At 63.8% G+C, this 22,551-nt stretch carries 20 protein-coding genes; 13 read left to right on the forward strand and 7 right to left on the reverse strand.

What is annotated here, in order from left to right:
• The first annotated feature begins 52 nt into the window (after positions 1-52).
• Positions 53-625, forward strand: coding sequence for a GMC family oxidoreductase (locus PMN64_RS07445; RefSeq protein ID WP_411780238.1), 573 nt, complete (start codon positions 53-55; stop codon positions 623-625).
• A gap of 28 nt (positions 626-653) precedes the next feature.
• Complete coding sequence (locus PMN64_RS07450; protein ID WP_028341187.1) at positions 654-1,376, forward strand: GntR family transcriptional regulator; 723 nt, start codon at positions 654-656, stop codon at positions 1,374-1,376.
• A 10-nt stretch (positions 1,377-1,386) separates the two neighbouring features.
• On the opposite strand, the gene PMN64_RS07455 is transcribed toward PMN64_RS07450, so the two are convergent.
• From PMN64_RS07455 to PMN64_RS07470, 4 genes are read right to left on the reverse strand one after another with little or no spacing between them, the layout of a single operon-like run.
• On the reverse strand, positions 1,387-3,177 hold the full coding sequence (locus PMN64_RS07455; RefSeq protein WP_028341186.1) for a chloride channel protein: 1,791 nt from the start codon (positions 3,175-3,177) through the stop codon (positions 1,387-1,389).
• Between the two features lies 1 nt (position 3,178).
• Entirely contained in the window at positions 3,179-3,445 is a 267-nt protein-coding gene (locus PMN64_RS07460) for an SUMF1/EgtB/PvdO family nonheme iron enzyme (protein ID WP_028341185.1), read from the reverse strand.
• Positions 3,442-4,176, reverse strand: a complete 735-nt coding sequence (locus PMN64_RS07465) for an SDR family NAD(P)-dependent oxidoreductase (RefSeq protein WP_411780239.1) — start codon at positions 4,174-4,176, stop codon at positions 3,442-3,444. The genes PMN64_RS07460 and PMN64_RS07465 overlap by 4 nt, the downstream gene beginning before the upstream one ends.
• A gap of 10 nt (positions 4,177-4,186) precedes the next feature.
• Positions 4,187-5,227, reverse strand: coding sequence for a LacI family DNA-binding transcriptional regulator (locus PMN64_RS07470; RefSeq protein ID WP_411780240.1), 1,041 nt, complete (start codon positions 5,225-5,227; stop codon positions 4,187-4,189).
• A gap of 181 nt (positions 5,228-5,408) precedes the next feature.
• Between PMN64_RS07470 and PMN64_RS07475 the strand changes: the two genes are divergently transcribed.
• The 7 genes from PMN64_RS07475 to PMN64_RS07505 are packed head-to-tail and all read left to right on the forward strand — an operon-like array spanning position 5,409 to position 12,570.
• Positions 5,409-6,710, forward strand: coding sequence for an ABC transporter substrate-binding protein (locus PMN64_RS07475; RefSeq protein WP_411780241.1), 1,302 nt, complete (start codon positions 5,409-5,411; stop codon positions 6,708-6,710).
• Positions 6,711-6,768: 58 nt separating this feature from the next.
• The gene (locus tag PMN64_RS07480; RefSeq protein WP_035631714.1) at positions 6,769-7,656 is read left to right on the forward strand and encodes a carbohydrate ABC transporter permease; all 888 of its coding nucleotides are present in this window, start codon (positions 6,769-6,771) and stop codon (positions 7,654-7,656) included.
• A 4-nt stretch (positions 7,657-7,660) separates the two neighbouring features.
• Complete coding sequence (locus PMN64_RS07485) at positions 7,661-8,488, forward strand: carbohydrate ABC transporter permease (protein ID WP_137483332.1); 828 nt, start codon at positions 7,661-7,663, stop codon at positions 8,486-8,488.
• 7 nt (positions 8,489-8,495) lie between these two features.
• Positions 8,496-9,500: a zinc-dependent alcohol dehydrogenase family protein gene (locus tag PMN64_RS07490; RefSeq protein ID WP_411780242.1), complete on the forward strand. Its 1,005-nt coding sequence runs from the start codon at positions 8,496-8,498 to the stop codon at positions 9,498-9,500.
• A gap of 6 nt (positions 9,501-9,506) precedes the next feature.
• Positions 9,507-10,580 carry an ABC transporter ATP-binding protein gene (locus PMN64_RS07495; RefSeq protein ID WP_411780243.1) on the forward strand — a complete coding sequence of 358 codons (1,074 nt, stop codon included), beginning with the start codon at positions 9,507-9,509 and terminating at the stop codon, positions 10,578-10,580.
• Positions 10,577-11,536, forward strand: coding sequence for a sugar kinase (locus PMN64_RS07500; protein ID WP_411780244.1), 960 nt, complete (start codon positions 10,577-10,579; stop codon positions 11,534-11,536). Before PMN64_RS07495 ends, PMN64_RS07500 begins: the two co-directional genes overlap by 4 nt.
• Positions 11,533-12,570, forward strand: a complete 1,038-nt coding sequence (locus PMN64_RS07505; RefSeq protein WP_411780245.1) for a tagatose 1,6-diphosphate aldolase — start codon at positions 11,533-11,535, stop codon at positions 12,568-12,570. The genes PMN64_RS07500 and PMN64_RS07505 overlap by 4 nt, the downstream gene beginning before the upstream one ends.
• A gap of 123 nt (positions 12,571-12,693) precedes the next feature.
• On the opposite strand, the gene PMN64_RS07510 is transcribed toward PMN64_RS07505, so the two are convergent.
• The 3 genes from PMN64_RS07510 to PMN64_RS07520 all read right to left on the reverse strand — a co-directional run bounded on the left by PMN64_RS07510 (position 12,694) and on the right by PMN64_RS07520 (position 16,820).
• The gene (locus PMN64_RS07510; RefSeq protein ID WP_411780246.1) at positions 12,694-14,853 is read right to left on the reverse strand and encodes a N,N-dimethylformamidase beta subunit family domain-containing protein; all 2,160 of its coding nucleotides are present in this window, start codon (positions 14,851-14,853) and stop codon (positions 12,694-12,696) included.
• Between the two features lie 177 nt (positions 14,854-15,030).
• The gene (locus tag PMN64_RS07515) at positions 15,031-16,014 is read right to left on the reverse strand and encodes a phosphotransferase enzyme family protein (RefSeq protein WP_304496635.1); all 984 of its coding nucleotides are present in this window, start codon (positions 16,012-16,014) and stop codon (positions 15,031-15,033) included.
• Positions 16,011-16,820 carry an HAD-IIA family hydrolase gene (locus PMN64_RS07520; protein WP_411780247.1) on the reverse strand — a complete coding sequence of 270 codons (810 nt, stop codon included), beginning with the start codon at positions 16,818-16,820 and terminating at the stop codon, positions 16,011-16,013. The genes PMN64_RS07515 and PMN64_RS07520 overlap by 4 nt, the downstream gene beginning before the upstream one ends.
• A gap of 341 nt (positions 16,821-17,161) precedes the next feature.
• Between PMN64_RS07520 and PMN64_RS07525 the strand changes: the two genes are divergently transcribed.
• The 4 genes from PMN64_RS07525 (at position 17,162) to PMN64_RS07540 (ending at position 22,548) form a co-directional block, all read left to right on the forward strand.
• A complete protein-coding gene (locus PMN64_RS07525; protein WP_411780248.1) occupies positions 17,162-18,724 on the forward strand; it encodes an ABC transporter substrate-binding protein in 1,563 nt (520 codons plus the stop codon).
• Positions 18,725-18,825: 101 nt separating this feature from the next.
• Entirely contained in the window at positions 18,826-19,806 is a 981-nt protein-coding gene (locus tag PMN64_RS07530) for an ABC transporter permease (RefSeq protein ID WP_018272936.1), read from the forward strand.
• Positions 19,807-19,808: 2 nt separating this feature from the next.
• Positions 19,809-20,726, forward strand: coding sequence for an ABC transporter permease (locus PMN64_RS07535; RefSeq protein ID WP_411780249.1), 918 nt, complete (start codon positions 19,809-19,811; stop codon positions 20,724-20,726).
• A 1-nt stretch (position 20,727) separates the two neighbouring features.
• Entirely contained in the window at positions 20,728-22,548 is a 1,821-nt protein-coding gene (locus tag PMN64_RS07540) for an ABC transporter ATP-binding protein (RefSeq protein WP_411780250.1), read from the forward strand.
• The last annotated feature ends 3 nt before the right edge of the window (positions 22,549-22,551 follow it).

Genomic DNA, 22,551 nt, shown 5'->3' on the forward strand with positions numbered 1-22,551 from the left:
ATCCTAAGTCTCGTGGGCTCGGAGATGTGTATAAGAGACAGGGGCGGGACAGGTGGGCGGAGCGGCCTGTTCCGAATATGCGGTCGGTGGCCGTCCGGACGTGCAGTTCAACGTGATGCCGCTCTCCGTCGACAAGCCCGGCGAACCCCTCCACAGCTATTCCGGCTTCACGGCTTCGGTCTGGCAATGCCACGGCCGGTCGCGCGGACAGCTCGCGATCCGCTCGGCCGATCCGTTCGAGCAGCCGCTGATCGCGCCCAACTATTTCGCCGAGGAGATCGACCGCAAGACCATCGTTGCCGGCCTGAAGATCCTGCGCGAGATCTATCGGCAAAAGGCCTTCCGCCCGTTCTGGGATGCCGAAATGGTGCCGGGCGAGACCGCAAGCAATGATGCCGGGCTGTGGGATTTCGCGCGCAATACCGGCGGCACGGTGTTTCACTGCGTCGGGACCTGCCGCATGGGCAGCGACGAGCGGGCAGTACTCGATCCGCAGCTGCGGGTGCGCGGCGTCGAGCAGCTGCGCGTGATCGACGCCTCGGTGATGCCGCGGATCACCTCGGCCAACACCAATGCGACCAGCCTGATGATCGGCGAACGCGGTGCAGCCCTTGTCATGCCGTGATTGGGCCGCTTGATTTCTGGAGGGCGAGATGGAATTGAGTTCCGACAGTCACGTCCCCAAATACGCGCAGATTGCCGATATCTTTCGCCAGCGGATTGCGCGCGGTGTCTGGAGTCAAGGTTTTCGCCTGCCGGCCAACGAGGAGCTGGCGGCCGAGTTCGGCGTCTCGCGCGTCACCATCAGGCAGGCCGTCGAACTGCTCGCCCGCGACGGTGTCATCGAGGCGCAGCAGGGCCGCGGCACCTTCGTCACCGGGACCGTACGACAGGACCGCTGGCTCAAGGTCGAGACCACCCTGTCCGATCTCGCGGACATGTACCGCGACACCTCACCGGAGATCATCAACATCTCGGAAAGCCGGAGCGATGCGCCGTTGCTTCCCGAAGACGGCAAGCCGGCCGAGAAATATGTCTTCATGCGCCGTCTGCACTCGCGGCAGAAGCAACCTTACTGCGTCATTTCCATCTACCTCGATGAGAAGATCTTTCGCAGGTCTCCAAAGCGCTTTCGCAACGAGACGGTGATCCCGATCCTCAACGATCTCAGGGATCCGGCGATTGCCAGCGCCCGCCAGACATTGACCATCGGAACCGCAGACATCGAGGCGGCGCGGCTGCTGCGCGTACCTTTGAACTCGCCGGTCGCCGAAGTCCGCCGTGTCTTTACGACCAGCGATCGCACCGTGATCTATCTCGGTGAAGTCACCTATCGCGGCGATTTTGTGCGGATCGATATGGATCTAAGGCCATAGCGCGCGAGGATCACCGCGAAAACAGCTCCTGGTTCCGGCGTTCGAGCTCTTCCCCATAGGTACGCAGCACATGGGATTCGCTTAAGGTGCCGATCGTGACGCGATGGTCGGCACGGTCAATGACCGCGAGGACGTCGGCTTCGCTCCGTTCAAAGGCCTTCAGGATCTCGCGAACCGACGTGGTCGGAAGCAGGTATTCATCCTGCTGCTGGGCCAGCGACCCGAGCGGTTCGTCGTCCCGATTGGTGACGGAATGCAGTGTCGCCGCCGCAACGATGCCGGCATAGCTGCCGTTCGGATCGCGCAGCATGACCTGTCGGACCTGCGCCGGAGAAAACAGCTTCTGCGCCTCGCCGATCGGCATTGTCGTCAGTGCATTCTCGAAGTCGGCGCGCATCAGGGAAGCCGCGCTCATCTGACGGACCCAGCCGATGTCCTGCGGACCGCGGATCACCTCGCCGCGCAGGTGGAAGCGCCATGTCGCAAAGCTGTAGCCGAACAACTCGCGGACGATGAGCGCGCAGACCGATGATGCGACCACGGCCCCGACGGTCACGGAGAAATCGCCGGTGATCTCGAGCGCGAGACAAACCATGCTGAACGGTGCGCCCAGCACACCGGTTCCGAGTGCGGCGAGAGCCGCGATGGCGGCGGTGCCGGGCTGAAGCGCGAGCGTGGGGAGGGGGCCGGTCAGCACGACGCTGTAGAGCTGGCCGATCAGCGCGCCGAGCAGCAGCGAGGCGAAGAACAGGCCGCCGCGAAAGCCGGAGCCGAGCGAGACGGCCGACGCCAGGATCTTGAGCACGATGGTCGTCGTGAGCAGGAGCCAGGTCGGATTGCTGACCAGCAGGATCTGCATTGCGCCATGGCCTGCGCCGAGCACGGTCGGCGTCAGCAGGGCGAGGCCGCCGAGCAGCAGGCCGCCGAGGATCGGACGCATGAAGCCGCTGAAGAGCGTGACGCGCTGAAAGCAACGCTCGGAGAATGCGACCGCGAGCATGACGAGGATGCTGACGAATGCGCAAATGACGCCGATCAGCACGGTCTGTCCGATCATCTCGACGGACACGGGCGATGGGAAACCGGGCACCATCAGAAAGGACTGGTGCGTCAACTCCCGCGCCACCAGCCAGGCCGTGACTGCGCTGGCGATGACGGGCACGAGAGCGGCCGAAGTGTAGGCTCCCAGCACGACCTCGAAGGCATAGAAGGCGCCGGCCAGCGGAGCCGAAAACGCTGCGCTGATCGCCCCCGCCGCGCCGCAGGCCACCAATAGCCGCATGTCGTTGCGGCGGGCGGCGAGGCGCTGGCCGACATGGGAGCCAAACATCGAGCAGATCTGCGTGTATCCCGCTTCCAGTCCGACCGATCCACCGAACCCGTTGGACAGCAGCGTCTGGATCGAGATCAGCAGGCTGCCGCGGAAGGACACCCGGCCGCCATAGAGCGCGTTGGCTTCGATGGCGTCAGCGAGCTGTTGTCCCTTCACGCGCCGCGCGAAGTACAGCCCGATCAGCGCCAGGACCAGGCCGCCAACTGCCGGGATCAGCAGTGTGCGCTGCCAGGAAATGACGCCGGTGGCGCTGAGATGTGCGTCGAGGGGAATGTCGAACAGCAGTGCGTGCGAGGCCTGGCTGAGGCCCGAGATCGCGGCAACGAGGACGCCGCTCAGCAACCCGACGACAATGCCGACCAGCACGAGGCCAGTCTCGCGATTGCGCACGAAATTTCGCAAGAACTGCGGCAACAGACGGGTGCCGGGAGCAGGGGCCGGCTTCGCGGCATTTGTCGCCAGCGTCATCCTATGCTTGGCTCCGCAGCGGCCCGGTGCGCGCGACAGGAAAGCCGATCTTGCTCGACGAGCCGACCGACCCGTTCAGGTTTCGTGCTGCGAAGTGGTGGCGGCTGCCGCAGGACTCGTCGCTGAGGAAGGATTCACCGCGCGTCGAGCGGTTCGGTGCGGGCTCGCGATTCAAGGGGACTCCCGGCGGTGCGAGGCGGTCCTCGCACCATTCCCAGACATTTCCGGCGACATTATGCAGGCCGTATTCGTTGGTTTCCTGGCTCATCCGGCAAGAAATCCGCCATCCACCGCGACGACGGTGCCGGTCGCATATTGTGATGCCGGCATGCAGAGGAACGCGACGGCTCCCGCGATGTCCTCCGGCTGACCCCAGCGCTTGAAAGCGGTGCGGTCGGCGATGCGCTGATAGTGCACGCGATCGGTGCGGCCGGCTGCATTGATCGCCGTTTCGATATAGCCGGGTGCAACCGCATTGACCCGGATGCCTTGCTCGGCCCATGCCAAGGCGAGCGCCTTGGTCAGCATCACGACACCGCCCTTGCTGGCGCAATAAGCCGGGATTCGCGGCAGCGCCAATGTCGCATTCATCGAGGCAAGATTGACGATCGAGCCCTTGCTCTCGGCGAGAAGCGGACGGAGCGCCATGCAGGTTCGAAAGGTGCCCGTGAGATTGACGTCGAGCACCTTCATGAAGGTCTCGATCTCGTATTCCTTGTCGCGGGCGAGAATTCCCGCGCAATTGACCAGCGCATCGACGCGCTTGTGCTGGCGGGCGAAAGAGGCGACAGCGTCGTCGTTCGTGACGTCGAGCGTTGCGAGTGTGAGTCCGGGGCGCGATTTCAGCAAAGTGCGCGCCAGATCGGTCTCGTTGGCCGCCGTTGCGGTCACGGTCGCGCCGAGGTCGCAAAACTGATTGCTGATTGCGGCGCCAATGTCGCCGGCGCCGCCGATCACCACGGCATGGAAGTCGGGCGCAAGAGAAAAATTTGAGCGCATTGGAGGGGTCTCACTTCAGGATTTGAGAGGGGGGAGCCGTCGATTCACGGACCACCAGGGAGAAGTCGATCTCGCGATGCATGATGGTCTGCTCGCCGGCGAGGCTGCGCACCAGATATTCCCCGGCGCGCTGCCAGGTCTCTCCGGTCGGTACGTGGATCGTGGTCAGGCTCGGCCGCAAATGGCGGCTCCAGTCGAGATCGTCGAAACCGACCACCGACAGGTCGCGCGGCACCGAAAATCCATCGCGCTCCGCCTCGAGCAACACGCCGTAGGCGATGACATCGTTGCCACAGACGACGGCGGTCGGACGGTCCTTCAGGTTGAGGAGATAGCGGGCCGCTTCGCGCGCGTCGTCCAGCGTGTAGGGCACCTCGACATGCCATTGCGGCGGAAGCTCCAGGCCGTTCTCGGTGAGCGCGCGGCGAAAGCCGGCGACGCGAGCGCTGGCGCGGTCGTTGTTGCGCTGGAGCGCCGAGACGATCCCGATGCGGCGGTGGCCAAGTTCGATGACGTGCGCGGCGGCGCGATGGGCGGCCGCTTCGTTGTTCGTCCCGACGCAAGGGTGGGGTCGATCGGGCTGGTAGATGCCGACATTGATGAAGGGAACCGCGTTGTCCGCAAGCAACTTGCGCAGTCCGTCGTGATGGCAATCACCGCGCAGCACAAGTCCATCGACGCCGCGGCTGATCAGATTGCGCGCTTGCTGCAATTCGACATCGAGATCGTAGCCGCTCGTGGTGAGAAACAGCATGTATCCGACCGAGGAGAGATACTGCTGCAGCGAGGCGATGCCGCGCGCGAACATCGTGTTGTCGATTGTCGGAACGATCGCGCCAAGCGTGCGCGAGCGCCGTGACGACAGAATGCGCGCCGGCGCATGCGGAATGTAGCCAAGCGCATCGATGGCCTGTTCGATGCGCGCCCGCAAGGAAGGGCTTACCGCATCGGGATTGTTGAGTGCGCGCGACACCGAGGCCGTTGAGACGCCGGCACGGGCTGCCACGGCGCGGATGCCCTGTTTCACGGATTTGGCGTTGGTCAATCGCATCAATGTAACGTTACATTCGATGAGGCAAACCGCGCGGTAGCGGTAATCTCGTAAATTTGCCGCAGAATATCCGGTTTGTCCATTGCTTGACACAACCGATGTGAGGTCTAAATTGTAACCGTTTTCAAGTCGCGTTCAAATGGCCCGCCAGCTTAAGGCGGCCAGCCGGGAGGAGAGTTCGATGAAGGCCAGGATGCTCGCGACGCACGTCGCGTTGCCCGTTCTCGCGATTGTCGCCGTCAGAGCGCAGGCTCATGCGGCCGATTTCGACTGGATGAAGTTCAAGGGCAGGACCGTCACCTTTCTCGCCAATAACAATCCGGTCGCGCAGGCGCTGCTGACCTACAAGGCCGATTTCGAGAAGCTGACCGGCATGACCCTGAAGGTCGACGGCTATCAGGAACAGCAGATGCGCCAGCGTCTGGTCACCGTCATGAATGCGAACAGCGACGAGGTTGACGTGTTCATGACGCTGCCTTCGCGCGAGGGCGAGCAGTTCGCCGCGGCCGGCTGGTACGGCGATCTCACTGCGATGGCCAAGAACGAGGTGGCCAGGGAATACGACCCGGCCGGCTTGAGCCAGGCCCTGCTCAAGGCTGCGACCTTCGGCGGCAAACTGACCAGCATGCCGATGAACATCGAAGGTCCGATCTTCTATTACCGCACCGACATCTTCAAGAAGTGCGGCCTTGAGGCGCCAAAGACCATCAAGGATGTCGAGGCGGCCGCCGAGAAGATCAAGACCTGCGACAGCGCCGTCACGCCGTTTGTCTCGCGTGGCCTCAAGCCCGCGGTCGCCTACACCTTCAGCAACATGCTGCACAACATCGGCGGCAGCTACATCGCAGGCGGCAAGTCGAACCTCTGCTCGGCCAAGGGCAAGGAAGCGCTCGACACCTATAGCCGGCTGCTGCGCGACTTCGGTCCGCCGGGTGTGGTCAACTACAGCTTCCAGCAGATTTCGGCGCTCTACCGCAGCGGCCGCGCCGCGATGGCATTCGAATCCTCGAATGAGTTGCGCACGGTGATGGAGGGCGGCGCGCGGCTCAAAGACACCGGCCTGTTGCCATTCCCGGCAGGCGAGGCCGGCCAGGTGCCGACCACGATCGGCTGGGGCATGGCGGTGTCCTCGCACAGCAAACAGCCGGACGCGGCGTGGTACTTCGTGCAGTGGGCGACCAGCCCCGAGGTGCAGAAGAAAATGGCACTCCAGGGCATTGCCCCGCCGCGGCCGTCGGTTGCCAAGGATCCCGAGTATCGCAAGTGGATCGACGAGGAGCCGGTGCGCAAGGAATGGCAGGCTGCGCTCGACGTGCTGGCTACGAAGGGCTCCTCCGAGGTCGGCTATCCCATCATCGCCAACCCGGAATCGCGCGAGTTCATCGGCCAGGCCGTGCAGGACCTGATCTTGAAGCAGAAGCCGATCGACCAAGCCTGTGCTGATGCCGACAAGGCGCTCGATGCGCTGATCGCCCAGAAGTAACCGCTTGATGCTGGCAGGCTTGTGCGTGCCGGCGCCTCACTCTCAAGGAAACGGATGCATGTCGGACGCGGCTGCGACACTCACGCAGGACCGGCAAAAGCTGGAAATGTCGGCGCTATCGGCGCCGGCCGTGATCTTCACGGTCGCGATGATCGCGTTTCCGGTCGTCTATACGATCTGGCTCGGCTTCCAGACATTCTCCTCGACCGGCAAGCAGTCCTTCGCGGGTCTCGCCAACTACTCAAAGCTGATCTCCGACTACGAGTTTTGGCACGGGCTCTGGGTCACCATAGCGCTCTATGTGCTGTCGCTGGTGCTCCAGCTCGTCTTCGGCGTGTGGCTGGCTCTGGTGTTGTTTCACGCCAAGCGCCTGCCGGGAATCGTGCGCTCGCTGTTCATCTCCCCGTTCATGATGCCGCCGGTGGTGGCGGGCATGATGTGGCTGGTGATCCTCGATCCCTCGCTGGGTGCGGCCAATTACATCCTCCAGTCGTTCGGCCTGCCGCCGTCGGACTGGCTGGCGTCGCCGACCTGGGTCATTCCGACCGTCGCTCTGATCGACAGCTGGCAGTGGACACCGTACGTCGCCTTGATCGTGCTGGGCGGCCTGCAATCCCTGCCGCCGAGCGTCTACGAGGCGGCGCAGATCGACGGAGCTTCGCCGTTCAAGACCTTCCAGCGCATCACTCTGCCGCTGCTCTTGCCGACCATCGTCACCGCGGCCATCCTGCGCAGCGTGGATCTCCTGCGTTTCTTCGATATCATCTACATCACGACCCAGGGCGGCCCCGGCAACGCCTCGAACACGCTCAACATCTACGGCTTCCGGGTGGGTTTCGAGTTCTTCAACATCGGCTATGCCAGCGCCCTGATGCTGACGCTGACGGCGATCGTGTTCGGCGCCGTGCTCGCCTTCAACCGCCTGCGCGGCGCAGTGGCGTGGTGATGTCATGACGGATGCCGCCAACACCGACCGCTGGATCCGCTGGCTCAACACCGCGCAGCTCGTGCTGGCCGGCGTGCTCATCATGGCGCCGACCGTCTGGATGGTGCTGTCCTCGTTCAAGCCGTCGTTCGAGGTGACGGCCTATCCGCCCACGCTGATCTTCACGCCAACGCTCGACAATTATGTCGAGCTGACGAAGACCACGCCGTTCCTCAGCTATGCGCTCAACAGCCTCATCGTCACCGTCGGCTCGACAGCGCTCGGCCTACTCTTCGGGATTCCCGCCGCTTTCGCCGTGTCCTGGACACGGATCTCGTGGCCGGCGATCCTGACGCTCGCCGCGCGCATGGCGCCGGGCACGCTGTTCCTGCTGCCGTGGTACGTCATGTTCCGGCAAATCGGCATGATCGGCTCCTACACCGCGCTGATCCTGAGCCACGCGGTCATCACGCTGCCGATCGTGATCTGGGTTTTGCTGCCATCCTTCGACGGCATCCCGCGCAGCGTCTTCGAGGCGGCGCAGGTCGATGGATGCAGCGTCACGCGCATCCTCTGGCGCATCGCGTTGCCGCTGGTGGCGTCCGGCGTCGCCGTCTCGGCGATCCTCGCCTTCGTCTTCTCGTGGAACTACTTCCTGTTTGCGCTGGTGCTCTCCAACGGCGACACCAAGACGCTGATCGCGGCGGCTTTCAACTTCATCGGCGAAGGCTCAACGCAATGGGGAGCCCTCATGGCCGCGGCGACGCTGATCGCGCTGCCGCCGCTGGTGCTCGCGGCCCTGGTTCAGCGCTGGCTGGTATCGGGACTGACGCTCGGTGCGGTGAAAGGCTAGGTATCTGATGAACGTGTCACCCCGTCCGAATTCGATCATGCAGGCCGCGGTCTTCCACGGCAACGACCGCATCACCATCGAGCGCGTGGCAATGCCCGACGTCGGCACGGGTGAAGTGCTCGTGCGCGTTTCGCGCACCGCATTGTGCGGCTCCGACTTCAAGCTCTGGCACAAGGGCGCCGAGTTCACCGCCGGCCATGAGATTTTCGGCATGGTCGAGCAGCCCGGTCACCGGCTGCATGGTCGCCGCTGTGCCGTCTATATTCCGCTCCACTGCGGCCACTGCGCGGCCTGCAAACGCGGCGACACCCAGATGTGCCTGGAAGTCTCCAGCCTGATCGGCTGGAACAGGCCGGGCGGCTATGCCGAATATGTGCCGGTGCCGGAAAACTGTTTGCTGCCGGTGCCTGACGATATCGAGGACAGCCTCGCGCCGCTGCTGCTCGACACCATCGGCACGTCGGGCCACGCCGTGCGCTTCGTCAGCCGCGTGGTGCCGCCGGGTGAGGCCGGACCTGTTCTTGTCATGGGCGCCGGGCCGGTCGGTCTCGGCGTCGTGCTGGCGCTGCGCGCACTCGGCTACAACGACATCTACGTGGCCGACCCCAATGCGACGCGGTTGAAGATCGCGCAATCCTTCGGCGCGAAGGCGCATCCCGTAGGCGACACCTCGCAGCGCTTCGCTCTCATTATGGAGTGCTCCGGCGCGCATGCGGCGCGCAATCTCGGCATCGAGCTTGTCCTGCCGCGCGGTGCGCTGGTGCTGGTCGGCGAGAACGCTGCGCCCTGGACCATCGAGGAGGGCAAGGTGTTCCGCCGCAAGGACTTCTACATGATCCGGACCTTCTACTTCCCGGTCTCGGATTTCGAGCCGAACATCGAGCTGCTGCGCAAGTTCAAGGATGAATACCGCGTCCTCGTCGACGGCGAGTTCAGCCTGTCGGCCTTGCCTGAGAATTTCGCCCGCTTTGCCAAGGGCGAGCTGATCAAGCCGGTACTGGCGCTGGACTAAGCGATCATGGCCTCGATCTCGATCCGCAACCTCGTCAAGCGCTACGGCAGTTTCACCGTGATCCCCGATCTCAATCTGGAGATCGCGGACCATGAATTCGTCGTCTTTGTGGGGCCATCCGGATGTGGCAAGTCGACCCTGCTACGAATCATCGCGGGTCTCGAGCCGATCACGTCCGGAGACCTCTACATCGGCGACAAGCGCGTCAACGGCGTGCAGGCTGCACAGCGCGACATTGCGATGGTGTTCCAGGACTACGCGCTCTATCCGCACATGCGCGTCTACGACAATATGTCGTTCGCATTGGAGTTGCGGGGAACGCCGAAGGCGGAGATCGATGCGCGCGTCAAGCGTGCCGCCGCGCTGCTGCACATCGAGCCTTATCTCGATCGCAAGCCGAAGGAGCTCTCCGGCGGACAGCGCCAGCGCGTCGCCATGGGCCGTGCGATTGTGCGCAATCCCAAGGCGTTTCTGTTCGACGAGCCGCTGTCCAACCTCGACGCAAAACTGCGCGGGCAGGTGCGGGCCGAGATCAAGGCGCTATCGCAGGAGCTCAAGACCACCATGGTCTTCGTGACTCACGACCAGATCGAGGCCATGACGATGGCCGACCGGATCGTGGTGCTCCAGAACGGTACGATCCAGCAATACGACACGCCGGAGACGGTCTACGAGCGGCCGGCCAACCAGTTCGTCGCCGGCTTCATCGGCTCGCCCGCCATGAACTTCTTCCCGGTCGAATGGCGTGGGGAGCGCGCGAACCTTTTGCAAGGCGCAACGGCGGTGCCGCTGGATGGCGAGACCGCAAGCCGGTTGCGCCGGGCCGGCAGCGCGATCCTCGGCGTTCGCCCCGAGCATTTCGTCGCGGCCACTGATACGGCCGATGGCGTTGCCATCAACGTCAAGCTCGTCGAGCCGCTCGGCTCGGATACGCTGATCCATTTCGATCTCGCCGGCGTCTCCGCGATTGCAAGGGTCGATCCGTCGTTGCGACCAAAGCTCGGCGATCGCCTCAGCTTGCGGCCGCAGCCGGGCAAGACGCATCTGTTCGATGCAGCGAACGGGCAGGTCTTGCGGTGAGCGCATCGGCAAATATCGGAGATCTTTCGGCGCTCGCGGATGTGGCGTCCGGAGCCAGGCGTGTCCAGGTGATCTGCCTTGGGCTATCCGCGCTCGATCAGGTCTGGCGCGTCGATCGGCTCTTTGCGGGCAACAGCGAGAAGATAAAGGCCATCGACTACGGTACCATTGGCGGCGGAATGGCCGCCAATGCCGCGGTCGCGGTCGCGCGGCTCGGTGCCTCCGTCGCGTTCTGGGGACGGGCAGGGGACGATGCCGCCGGGCACGAGATGCGATCGGCTTTTGCTGCAGAAGGTGTCGACGTCGAGAATTTCCGGCTGTTTGCCGATGGCCGCTCATCGGTCTCGGGGATCATTGTCGACAGTTCGGGCGAGCGGCAGATCGTGAACTTCCGTGGTCTCTTTCCGGAAGCGGCCGATTGGCTTCCGCTTGAAGCCGTCGCTCGCGCGTCCTCGGTGCTGGCCGATCCGCGCTGGGTGGAGGGCGCCGCGACGCTGTTTCGCGAGGCGCGAGCGTGCGGCATTCCGACGGTGCTCGACGGCGACATGGCTGATGCCGAGGTATTCGAGCGACTGCTGCCCCTGACCGACCACGCGATCTTCTCCGAGCCCGCGCTCGCTTCTTTCGCCGGATCTGCCAAAGACGAATCTCTCGCGGCACTGGCGCGCTTCGGCTGCAGTGTTGTTGCCGTCACACGCGGCGAGGACGGTGTGAGCTGGTACGAGAATGGCCAGGTGCACTGGCACGCCGCCTATGCCGTCGATGTCGTCGATACCACCGGAGCAGGCGATGTCTTTCATGGCGCCTATGCCCTTGCGATCGGCGCCGGCCTCGATGTGCGCAACGCCATGGCGTTTTCTGCAGCCACGGCCGCGATGAAATGTCGCCACGCCGGTGGCCGCAACGGAAACCCTACCATCAACGAGTGTGTTGCATTCATGAGGACGAAGCCATGAGAACGATTGGAAAGAACCGCGGGCTGGGCCGCCTTGCTGACGCGGAAGGCCACTTTCGCATGGTCGCGCTGGATCAGCGGCCGCCGCTGTTTGATGCCATTGCGAAGGCGAAGGGAATCACGCGGGATCAGGTCGAATATTCCGACGTCACCGCGGCCAAGCGGCTCCTCGTGGAGAACCTTGCGCCGCATTGCAGCTCGATGCTGTTCGACCCGAATTTTGCCGTGCCCGCCGCGATCGATCTGTTGCCGCCGCGCTGCGGCCTGATCATGACGCTGGAGGAGCATCGCGTCGAGGAGACGGCGGGCGGTCGCAAGTCGCGCGCGATCGCCAACTGGAGTGTGGAGAAAATTCGCGCCATGGGCGGCGACGCCGTCAAGGTGCTGGCCTGGTATCGGCCGGATGCGGACGCCGCGGTAAACGAGCATCAGAAGCGCTTCGTGCGCGAGATTGGCGAGGAGTGCGCCCGCCACGACGTTCCCTATGTTCTTGAATTGCTGGTCTATCCGTTCCTTGGTAGCGCCAATCACACCGCAGACTATGTGGAATCGCCGGGCAAGCTCCCGGGCCTCGTCATCGATAGCGTGCGCGAGTTTGCCAAGCCCGAATACGGCGTCGATCTCCTGAAGCTTGAGAGCCCTCTCGCGGCAAACAGCCTGCCGGCCCGTGACGGCAGCGCCGAAGCCAGGGCCGCGCAGAAGGAGTTCGATGCGATCGGCGATATCTGCCGTGCGCGGAGCATTCCCTGGGTCTTGCTGTCGGGCGGCGCGGCGCCGGAAAAATTCGAACGCGTCCTCGACTTCGCCTATGCCGCCGGCGCGGGCGGTTTCCTGGCGGGCCGCACCATCTGGCTCGATGCCGTCCTGAAGAATTTCCCGGACCTTACGGCGGTTTCGGCGAGCCTGCGCAAGGATGGGCTCGGCGTGCTTGAGCGGCTCAACAGGCTGACGACGGCCAAGGGCACGCCGTGGAAGGCGCGCTTTCCTGTATTCACCGATATCAAGCAGGAGGGTGACTTCGCGCGCGCCTATTGAAACGGTAGCGGCTCAGCGTGTCTTGGTGGGCCCGGCAGGGCTCGAACCTGCAACCAGACCGTTATGAGTGGCGAACGAAGGTCGTTGACCTTTCGTTTCGGGGGCGAAGTCGCGCTGACGGTCTCATGCTCCGAGCACCGGCTCCTTGCCGGTGAAGGCCCTGAGTATATTCGCCGTCAGGCGCGAAAGACCGTTGTCGCAGCCGTTCCAGGCCAGGGTGCCGGCATAGGCGATGGAGCCGACCGAAAACACCCAGCCGCCTCCATCGATCGGAAACAGGACCATGTCCGATCTCACCACGTCAGGCCGCTGTGCGCCTCCCTGATCCGGAAGCGAAAGTGTGAGATCTTCGATGACGAGCTGATACTCGTTGCCAAGCCCGGTCGAAGTCCCGAGCACATAGGCATGCTCGGGGCTTCCGAGCGCAACGTCGTACCTGTCGACCTCGTCTCCCACTGCTCCACCCAGCACATAGCCGTAATCGCCGACGATTTCCTCAGTGATGCTGTCGAACAATTTCGCGGCGGGCGAATTGTAGCTCGCCTCCAGACGCCGATATCCGCAGCCCCTCGACCATCCCTCCGATGCGAAGCCCACGCCTAGCATCTTGTTTGGGGCGCGGCCGCGCGTGCGCCAGATGCCGCCGGCTTCAGTCGTCGCAACATGGGTCCGTTCGCCATAGGGGGCATCCCAGCAGCGCGTGCCGCTGTTGTCGCGGCGCACCTCGATGACCCAGGGCTTTGCACCGAGCCGACTCGTCACCCAGTAGAAGCCGTTGCCGCCAAGATACATGACCCGTCCGCCGTCATGCAGGTATCCGTCGAGGATATCGAGGCCGGTTCGTGTCCAGTATTCCGGGTGCGAGCCCGTGACGATCGCCGCGTACCGGTCGGCCAGGTTGCGGCCGCCACGTTCGAAATCCTCGTCGGTTGCGACGTGGTATTCGATGCCGAGGTGCTCCAGCCATTCGATGATGTACATGTCGACGGGAAAGTGACGGTACGAGCCCGTTAGCCAGTTCGGAAAACCAGGGCGGACGTTGAACAGCGGCCGTCTGCGGCTCGAATAGCGAACCGGCGTTCCGTCGGCATGGGTATCGTAGCAGGAGCGGCCCGGCTCCGGATGTGAGAACAGGTACTGTTCGTCCTCGGGCACCACCTTGTCATGAGGCATCACCGATGAGAAATCGAGCGAGGCCAGGTGGTCGTTCGCATAGGCCAAATAGGTGTTGGTCGGCACCAGGAACAGCACGGGTGCCGAAGTGCCCAGGACTGGCCTCACAAACAGCGGAAAATGATTGCGGCTTCCGCCGGCCTCGAGCCGAACTGCGTAGACTCCGCTTTGAAGGTCCTCCGGCAGGCGGAATTCGAGATTATACCTCCAGCCGGCATCCACCATGTCGTCGTCGTGGAATTGCAGCGCACAGTACTGCTCGGGAACTTCGACGAAGGAGTCGCTTCGCCCGTCCCAGTTGCGTCCGGTCACACCGCGCTCGACGCCGTTGACGAGGTGCCCCTGTTTGCCTCCAGCGTCCGGCTCAATCGTCTCTGACGCGAAGTCCCTGCCGAGTTTCCATGCTGCCCATGCCGGCTGCGTGGGAGTCTTCCCTGCGTGCCATGCGGCGATCATCTCGGCGGATGGCTTCGCGAGGTGCAGCGTTGGCGAGTCGATCTTGCCGTTATATGGCTCCAGCGGCGACCCGGACCGGCCGATGCCGGCCGCCGCGAGCAGGAGCGTCGCCGCATTTGCCGTCGCGCCGGTTGCCGCGCAGAGCGTGCGTTGTGCCCCAACCTTGGCATCAAGACGCCTGAGGTCGATGCAGACCTCGCCGTCGCCGATGGAAGTCAGGATCGAATACCAGTGTTTGGCGATGATCGCATCCGGCAAGACCGCGAGCGTTGCGCTGCCCATTCGAAGCGCAAGACCGCCTGAGATGATGACGAGCGCAACGTCGCCAATCGACCAGATGGCCTGCGGTGCGCTCCGCTCGGGGACGGTCGGCCATGCCCAGCAATGGACGCTGATCGCCGCATCGTTGATCGGTGAGGGAAGCGGAAATTCGGCGTGCGAGCCGACCATTGTGGATTGCACGCCGCCGGAAACGGTGCGGTCGAGCACCGACGAGAAATCGATCACCTTGCCCTCGATCGCTTCGTCGCGCCCGGGACCCGAGACCAGTCGCACGAGGCTTGCGCGGGCGGTGGCGTGCGGCGTGCTGATCGCGAGCCGGACGACATCGCCGGGCTCGCAGGACCACTCCTCGAAATAAGCCTGGATATCCATCTGACGCCGCCCACGCTCGCTGGTTAAGTCCGCTTCGGACGCGCGATGTCCGAACGCGCGCCCATCATTCGCGGATCAAAGCCGGCGGGGAAACATCTGTTGTGGCATTCTGGAGTCCGGGAGCAACAACACTGGAGAAGAGGGCAGGCGCGCCGCGGCTGGTCCCGAAATTCCGCGTCACAATCCGCGCAGGAACCGGTCGCCGAGCGCGACCGTTCCGTCGGTGTAGCCCGTACCGAGGCGTCGTGCGGTTTCGGTGTCCGAATGCGAAGCGAGCCAGGCCGTCAGCAGCATGCGCCTGAGCATCACGAACGCAGGCAGCATGGCCTCGTCGTCGCGCGAGACCGGTGCGACGGTCCGGTATCCCGCAAGCCACGACTGCTGGAGCAGGTCTATCACCGGCTCGTGCTCGATGAAGCTGACGGCCGCGGCGAAGTCATAGAAGAACCACGAGAAGCCGCAATCGTCGAAGTCGATGACGCCGAGCCGGTCGCCTTCGACGAGCAGGTTGGCGAGGCGGAGGTCGGCGTGAACGAGGCCAAACCGCTGCTCGTCCCGTCCGTAAGCCTCGACGCGCCGTTCAAGTTGGTCGGCGACCCTCTGCAACAGCCTGCGGCCATCGTCGCGCAGGCCAAGACCGGCGCGCCAGTCACCCCATAGTGGCCGGCGGCCCAGCATGGCATCGAAATCCCAGACTTTGCGCTGGAACGTTGATGGCATTGTCCATCGGCGGCTGTGCGCGTGAAGCCGCGCGCTGGTCGCGCCGAGCTTGCCGAACCAGGTGGCCAGATCGTCCGAGGCGTCCGGCTCCTTGCCGCTGAGGAATTCGAAGGCAACGACGTGTCGCGTCGCGCCACTCAGGGGAATGGGACACAACAGGTGTCCCTCCCGATCGGCGACCGGGCGCGGCGTGAGCACCACGTTGTCTGCGATCAAGGCGTCGATCCAGGCGAGCTCGGACGCAATCTCGTCCGGCGAGTGATAGCCGGGCCGCTGCACGCGCAACACGAGTTTTTGCCGCGAGGCCGGATCCTGCACGAGAAACGTGGTGTTCTCGGAATGGCTGAGAAAGGCGAGCGTCGATTGCGATGATAGTCCCCAGCGCGGCAGGCTCGCGGCAAGAGAGGCCTGCATGCTCTCGATGAGGCCAGGAGTCATCATCGCGGCCAACCGGCCGCCTCGGGGGGCGCGAGGTCAAGAAGGCTCGCGATGATGCGATCGGGGACGACGCCCGCAACCGCATTGAAAGGGACGTCGCTGGCGAGCAGGATCGACCGCATGCCGGCGGCCTTTCCTGCCGCGATATCGGTGCCGAGCTGGTCGCCGACCATGACGGTCTCATGCCGGGCAGTGCCGAGATGCGCCAGCGCCTGTTCGATCAGGAACGGTTGCGGCTTGCCTAGCACGATCGGCTTGGTATTGGGCACGGCGGCGGCAACTGCGGCCGTGATCACGCCGACGCAGGGATCGTAGCCGTCATGAACCGGCGTCAGGACATCGGGATTGGTGGCGATGACGGTTGCGCCGGCGAGTGCGGCCCTGACCGCGGTGCGCAGCTTGGCGTAGTCGAGCGCGGCATCGAATCCGAGCACGACGATCTTGGGCTCGACGCAGGTCAGGCGATAGCTACTGTCCTCGATCGCCTCGAGCAGTGGTCGTTCGCCGATCGCAAACACGGGCGTGGTGCGCGGCCAGCGCCGTTCGAGCAGGGACGTGACCGCCGAAATCGTCGTGAAGACCTGTGACGGCTCGGCCGGAATGCCGATGCGGCTCAGCTTGGCGGCAAATTGCGCGGCGGATTTCGTCGAATTGTTGGTGACGAACGCGTAGGGCAGGCCCCGCTCGCTCCATCCGCGAAATGCCTTGACGGAGTCTTCGATCGGAGTGTCGCCGCGATAGGCGACGCCGTCGAGATCCGAGATGATGCCGCGAATGGGATGGTCGGCCGGAGCAACACGCTGTTCCAATGCTGGGATTCCGTTCAGTTCCGCGAGCGTGATCATATGGTTACCGGCATGGCGTTGCTGCTCTGTGCATCCATCATTTGTGTGCTGCACATTGGAGAGGCGTCCTTGCCTTGCTGTTGTGCGCCATGCTTCCGGGAGCGGAAAATCTCCGTGCGCGACTGCGGCGCCCCGGGAGTGTCAGCAACGGAATCGTGGAGCAGCAGGAATCGGGCGATTGCGGCCTTTGGTCTAGGCTTTGCAGGCGTGAAAGCCACGATTTGTGCAAGACGATCGAAACGGCTGAGTGCCTTGCGGCCTCGAGAGCAGTTTCAGCGTTGCCGAAATCATCGAGGGATTACCATATGATCAACCGCAGAGACTTGATGTTGGGGGGACTGGCCGGGGCCGCGGCGTTCGGCTTCGGGCGGGTCAATCCCGACTTTCTTGTGAATTCCGCCTTTGCCGCCGAAGGCAAGATACTGCGCTTTCTTGGCGCGGAAGCGCTGACCGGCAACTGGGACCCAACCACCCATACCAATCTCGGCCAGCTCATCGTCGAGGGCTTTGTGTTCGGCTATCTGACGCGGGCGCCGATGCGGCCGGAGAAGCCGGACGAGCTGATCTTCGAGCTGGCTGAATCGATGAAGCCCATCGACACCTATACGATGGAGGTGAAACTCAGGAAGGGCGTCAAATTTCATGACGGGACCCCGTTCACAGCGGCCGACGTCAAGGCGACCTATGAATATGGCTGCCAACCCGATCGTCCGGCGCAGTGGTACCCCGGTCTCGTCACCGTCGACGTCGTCGACGACTACACCTGCCACATCAACACCAAGGCGCAGGGCTATCCGGCGACGCTCTACTACTACCTGTCGTCCTTCCTGCCGATCATGTCGGCCAAGGACGTTGCCAACAAGGCGCACCTCTCGGCGCGCATGAACGGCACGGGCCCCTACAAATATGTCGAGCAGAAAGGTGACACCACCGTTCTCGCCGCCAATCCCGACTTCTTCCTCGGCGCAGCGAAGATCCCGGGTGTCGAGTATCACTTCGTCGGTGACACCACGACGCGCACGCTGTCGCTGTTGAACGGCGAGGCCGACATCATCGAGCGGCTCGAGCAGGAGCAGGTCGAGACCATCTCGAAGGATGCCCGCTTCAGCATCCACAAGGCGGTTTCGGTCGAGAACAAATACCTGTTCTTCCGCTGCTCGAAGAAGCCGTTCGACGATCCGCGCATTCGCCTCGCCGCATGCTACTCGATCGACCGCAAGCAGGTGCTCGACGTGCTCGGCGTCTCCGGCATCTATTCCAAGGCGCACATCTCGCCGGTCAAGTTCGGCTATGCCGAGGTGGCCGACTATCCTGAATTCGATCCGGACAAGGCGCAGAAGCTGCTCGCGGAGGCCGGCTTCCCCAAAGGCCAGGGCCTGCCCGAGCTCACCTATTACACGTCGGTCGGCTTCTATCCGAAGACGAAGGAATATGCCGAGTTGATTACCGGCATGCTCCAGGAGCAGGGGTTCAAGGTCAATCTGCAGACGCTCGAAGTCGCGGCGTGGGGCAATTTGCTTTACGACAAGCCCGGCGGCGGTGAGGGCAACATGATCGACTGCGGCTGGTGCACCGGTTCGCCCGAGCCGGATCTCGTCCTGCGCACCCACTTCCACTCCTCCTCCAAGCGCATCACCGGCATCGTCGACAAGGACATCGACGCAGTGCTGGACAAGGAGCGCAACGCCACGACAATCGAGGAGCGCAAGAAGATCCTGCAGACCGAGACGCTGCCGACCATCGCCAAGAAGGCTCCGGCGCTCGCGTTGTTCACCTCGGTCTTCATCCATGCCTACAGCAAGAAGCTGGATGGTCTGTACATCTATCCGAACGGCATGCAGGACATGACCAAGGCAACACTGGCATGATGATTGCTCGGCAGGCCGGGTACGCCCGACCTGCCGGTTCGCGGACGCAGGCCGGACTGGTCGGGTCTGGTCCTCATGAATTGCAAAGGTAGCTCTTCGCGATGTTGATCCTGGAATTCCTGGTCAAGCGGATCGCGCAGGGCATCCTGATCGTCTTCATCACCTCGTTGATCATCTTCACGCTGCTGCGCGTGGTGCCGGGCGATCCCGTGCGCCTGATCGTCGGCGGCATGGCGCCGGCCGACGTGGTCGAGAAGGTCGCGACCAAGATGGGGCTGCGCGACCCCATCATCGTGCAATATGGTCGGTACATGCGCGGGCTGGTACAGGGCGATCTCGGGCAATCCTATTTGCGGCCGCGCAGCGGCATGATCGCGACCGGCGGGCAGTATGTTGACCCGACCAAGTCGGATATGGCGCCGGTGATCGATCTCATCCTCGAACGCCTGCCGTTCACGCTGCAACTGGGCGGCATGGCGCTCGTGTTCGCGCTACTGCTGTCGTTTCCGATTGGCATCGCGGGCGGGCTGCACCAGCATCGCTGGCAGAACGCGTTGGCGTTCGGAATGCAGTCGCTGTTCGTCTCGATTCCGAATTTCTGGCTCGCGATCGTTCTGATCCTGTTTCTGTCGGTGAAACTGAAGCTGCTGCCGGCGCTCGGTTACCAGGGATTTTCCTATGTCATCCTGCCGGCCTTCGTGCTCGCGGTGGAGATCGCCCCCTTCATCATCCGCACGCTGACGACCTCGCTCGGCGAGGTCATGCAAGCGCCGTTCATCGATGAGGCGCGGGTGCGCGGCCTGTCTCGCCGCCGCATCGTCTATTCGCACGCCCTGCGCAACGCGGCAGTGCCACTGGTCAACCTGCTCGGGATCCAGCTTTCGACGCTGATCGGCGGCGTTCTCGTGATCGAATACATCTTCGATTATCCTGGTCTCGGCAATCTGACCGTGGTCTCCGTCGTCGGGCGCGACTTTCCAGTCATCCAGGGCATCGCCATCACGACCAGCGCCGTCTTTGTCTTCATCAATATCATCGTGGATTTGGTCGCTTATCTGATCGATCCCCGCGTGGAGATCTGATCATGACGGCCACCACGATCATCGCCGAGGAGCCCGCCTTACCGGCGGCCCCAACCCGTTCGGTCAACCGCCGCATCATGGCCGCCGCCTGGCGCATGCCGAGCTTCAAGATCGGCTTCATCATCTTCATGGTGCTGGTGCTGGCCTCGGCCATCTATCCCGAGGTGTCCTCGATCAGTGCGACCAAGATGGTGGTGAAGGACAAGTTCATGTCGCCGGTCTTTCTCGGCGACAAATGGACCTGGGATCATCCGCTGGGTACGGATCAGCTCGGCCGCGACATGCTGATGCGCAGCCTGATCGGCCTGCGCTATTCGCTGCTGGTCGGCGTCGTCACGGTCCTGCTCATCTTCGTCATCGGCTGCGGCCTTGGCCTGTTTGCCGGCTTCAAGGGCAAATGGTGGGACACCGTCATCATGCGGATCACCGATGCCCAATTGTCGATTCCGATGATCATCCTGGCGATCACCATTCTCGGCGTGTCGCGGCCGACGGTGCCGACCATCATCATCGTGCTGGCGCTGTCCGGCTGGCCGCTCTACGCGCGTGTGGCGCGCAGCGCCGCGGTCACCGAGCGCGGCAAGGAATATGTTCGCGGCCTGCGCGTGCTCGGCGCCGGGGACTGGCGGATCCTGTTTCTGTTCGCCGCGCCGAACATCCTGCCGCCGATCGCATTCGTCGCCGTGCTCGACGTCGCCCGCATGATGATCTTCGAGGCGATCCTCGGCTTCCTGGGGCTTGGCATCCAACCGCCGACGCCGAGCTTCGGCAGCATCATCGCCGACTCCCGCAAATACCTGATCAATGCCTGGTGGATCGCGACCACGCCGGGCGTGTTCCTGGCGATCGCGCTTACCTCGATCAACCTGATGGGGTCGGCGCTCGAGAAGGCGCGCAACCGCATCTATGGGGGTCTCTGAGATGGATCTCTCGCTCATTCTGGAGGTCGACGACCTCACGGTCGGTGCTTCGGCGCCGGGCGCCGCGCCGATCCTCGATCACATCTCCTTCCGCCTCAACACGTCGGAGATCTTCGGCATCTATGGCGAAAGCGGCGCCGGCAAGACCGTCCTCAGCCGCGCATTGGCGAACTGGCTGCCGCAAAGTCTGGCGTATCGCTCCGGACGGGTCACCTTCGCCGGCCACGACATTCTCGGCGCCGGGGCGCGCGAGGTGCGGATCGGCCGCGACATCGCCTATATCGGCTCCAAGCCGCAAAGTTCGCTCGATCCGACGATACCGGTCGGGACCCAGATCGCGGAAAAGCTGCACAGCGTCAGGCCCGAATGGAATCCGCACGAATGTCGCGAGCGGGTCGTGCAGCTCCTCGGCGAGGTCCGGATTCCATCGCCGAAAGAGCGCTATTGGGACTACCCGGCAAAATTCTCCGGCGGCATGATGCAGCGCGCGATGATCGTGGATGCGATCTGCGCCGAGCCCGCCGTCCTGATCGCCGACAACATTACCCAGCCGCTCGATGTCACCATCGCGGCACAGATCGTCGCGCTGCTGCACGACCTGTGCCTGCGCCACAGGATGGCGACGATCTACCTTTCGTCGTCCTTGCCCACGCTCGGCCAGTTCGGGGACCGCACGGCCGTGCTCCATCAGGGCCGGTTCGTCGAGCAGCAGGCGTTCGCCGACCTGCTCGCCGCGCCGCAGACCGACTACACGCGCAAGGCCATTGCCAGCGTGCCGCGCATGTGGGCGACCACGGAGGGCCCGCCGGCCCGCCGCAAAGCGCAAGACGAATTGCCCCTGATGAAGGTGGAACACGTTGTTCGGACCTATCGCGCACGCAAGCGGGGCACGTTCAATACCTACAGCAACGTGCAGGCAGTACGCGGCGTGACGCTCGACATCATGCCGCGCGAGAATTTCGGCATCGTCGGGGAATCCGGCTGCGGCAAGTCGACCCTCACACGCCTGCTGGCCTGGCTGGAGGTTCCCGACAACGGCAGCATCGTCCTCAATGGCACGTCGCTCGGGACGTTGTCGCCGCGCCAGCTGATCCGTGCGCGCAACGAATTCCAGCTGCTGCTGCAGGATCCGTACAACGCGCTGCCGCCGCGCACCACCGTCGGCCGCATGATCGAGGAGAGCCTGCTGATCCGCGGCAATGTCGCCCGCGCGGAGCTGCGCAGCCGGGTCATCGCAGCGATGGCCGAAGTCGGTCTCGCCGCCGAGCTCTACGACCAGCTACCGAACGCGCTTTCCACCGGCGAACGCCAGCGTATCTCGATCGCGCGCGCGCTGATCCTCGATCCCAAGCTTCTGATCCTCGACGAAACCCTGTCCGCGCTGGATCAGCGCGAGCAGTCCAGGCTGATCGACCTGTTCTCGAAGCTGCAGGAGAAGAACGACCTCACCTATGTCTTCATCTCCCATGATCTCGCAATGGTGCGCAGGGTCTGCACGCGCATTGCCGTGATGTATCTCGGTGAGATGGTCGAGATCGCCGACAACCGCGAGCTGTTCTTCGATCCCCAGCATCCCTACACCAAGGCATTGCTCTCGGCCGCCCCGACGCTGGAGGAGAAGCCGTTCAACCCCGCGGACTTCCTGCTGGAGGGCGAGCCGCCGAGCCCGATCGATATCCCGGCGGGATGCAGCTTTGCCTCGCGCTGCCCGAAGGCATTCGGCCGCTGCCGGCTGGAGACGCCGAATCTGGTCGAACGCGCGCCGGGGCGCTTTGCCGCCTGCCACCTCCTCGACGGCGAGCCGGCGCAGGCCGCGGCCTGAGCG

Source organism: Bradyrhizobium sp. UFLA01-814, from assembly GCF_046718885.1.
GTDB classification, from domain to species: Bacteria; Pseudomonadota; Alphaproteobacteria; order Rhizobiales; family Xanthobacteraceae; genus Bradyrhizobium; species Bradyrhizobium elkanii.

Excerpts from the sequence above, each read along its gene's own strand:
- PMN64_RS07450 (WP_028341187.1), top strand. The coding sequence starts at position 654 with ATGGAATTGAGTTCCGACAGTCACGTCCCCAAATACGCGCAGATTGCC.
- PMN64_RS07470 (WP_411780240.1), bottom strand. The coding sequence starts at position 5,227 with ATGCGATTGACCAACGCCAAATCCGTGAAACAGGGCATCCGCGCCGTG.
- PMN64_RS07530 (WP_018272936.1), top strand. The coding sequence starts at position 18,826 with ATGTTGATCCTGGAATTCCTGGTCAAGCGGATCGCGCAGGGCATCCTG.
- PMN64_RS07535 (WP_411780249.1), top strand. The coding sequence starts at position 19,809 with ATGACGGCCACCACGATCATCGCCGAGGAGCCCGCCTTACCGGCGGCC.
- PMN64_RS07505 (WP_411780245.1), top strand. The coding sequence starts at position 11,533 with ATGAGAACGATTGGAAAGAACCGCGGGCTGGGCCGCCTTGCTGACGCG.
- PMN64_RS07525 (WP_411780248.1), top strand. The coding sequence starts at position 17,162 with ATGATCAACCGCAGAGACTTGATGTTGGGGGGACTGGCCGGGGCCGCG.
- PMN64_RS07490 (WP_411780242.1), top strand. The coding sequence starts at position 8,496 with ATGAACGTGTCACCCCGTCCGAATTCGATCATGCAGGCCGCGGTCTTC.
- PMN64_RS07480 (WP_035631714.1), top strand. The coding sequence starts at position 6,769 with ATGTCGGACGCGGCTGCGACACTCACGCAGGACCGGCAAAAGCTGGAA.
- PMN64_RS07540 (WP_411780250.1), top strand. The coding sequence starts at position 20,728 with ATGGATCTCTCGCTCATTCTGGAGGTCGACGACCTCACGGTCGGTGCT.
- PMN64_RS07495 (WP_411780243.1), top strand. The coding sequence starts at position 9,507 with ATGGCCTCGATCTCGATCCGCAACCTCGTCAAGCGCTACGGCAGTTTC.
- PMN64_RS07475 (WP_411780241.1), top strand. The coding sequence starts at position 5,409 with ATGAAGGCCAGGATGCTCGCGACGCACGTCGCGTTGCCCGTTCTCGCG.
- PMN64_RS07455 (WP_028341186.1), bottom strand. The coding sequence starts at position 3,177 with ATGACGCTGGCGACAAATGCCGCGAAGCCGGCCCCTGCTCCCGGCACC.
- PMN64_RS07510 (WP_411780246.1), bottom strand. The coding sequence starts at position 14,853 with ATGGATATCCAGGCTTATTTCGAGGAGTGGTCCTGCGAGCCCGGCGAT.
- PMN64_RS07485 (WP_137483332.1), top strand. The coding sequence starts at position 7,661 with ATGACGGATGCCGCCAACACCGACCGCTGGATCCGCTGGCTCAACACC.
- PMN64_RS07515 (WP_304496635.1), bottom strand. The coding sequence starts at position 16,014 with ATGATGACTCCTGGCCTCATCGAGAGCATGCAGGCCTCTCTTGCCGCG.
- PMN64_RS07460 (WP_028341185.1), bottom strand. The coding sequence starts at position 3,445 with ATGAGCCAGGAAACCAACGAATACGGCCTGCATAATGTCGCCGGAAAT.
- PMN64_RS07465 (WP_411780239.1), bottom strand. The coding sequence starts at position 4,176 with ATGCGCTCAAATTTTTCTCTTGCGCCCGACTTCCATGCCGTGGTGATC.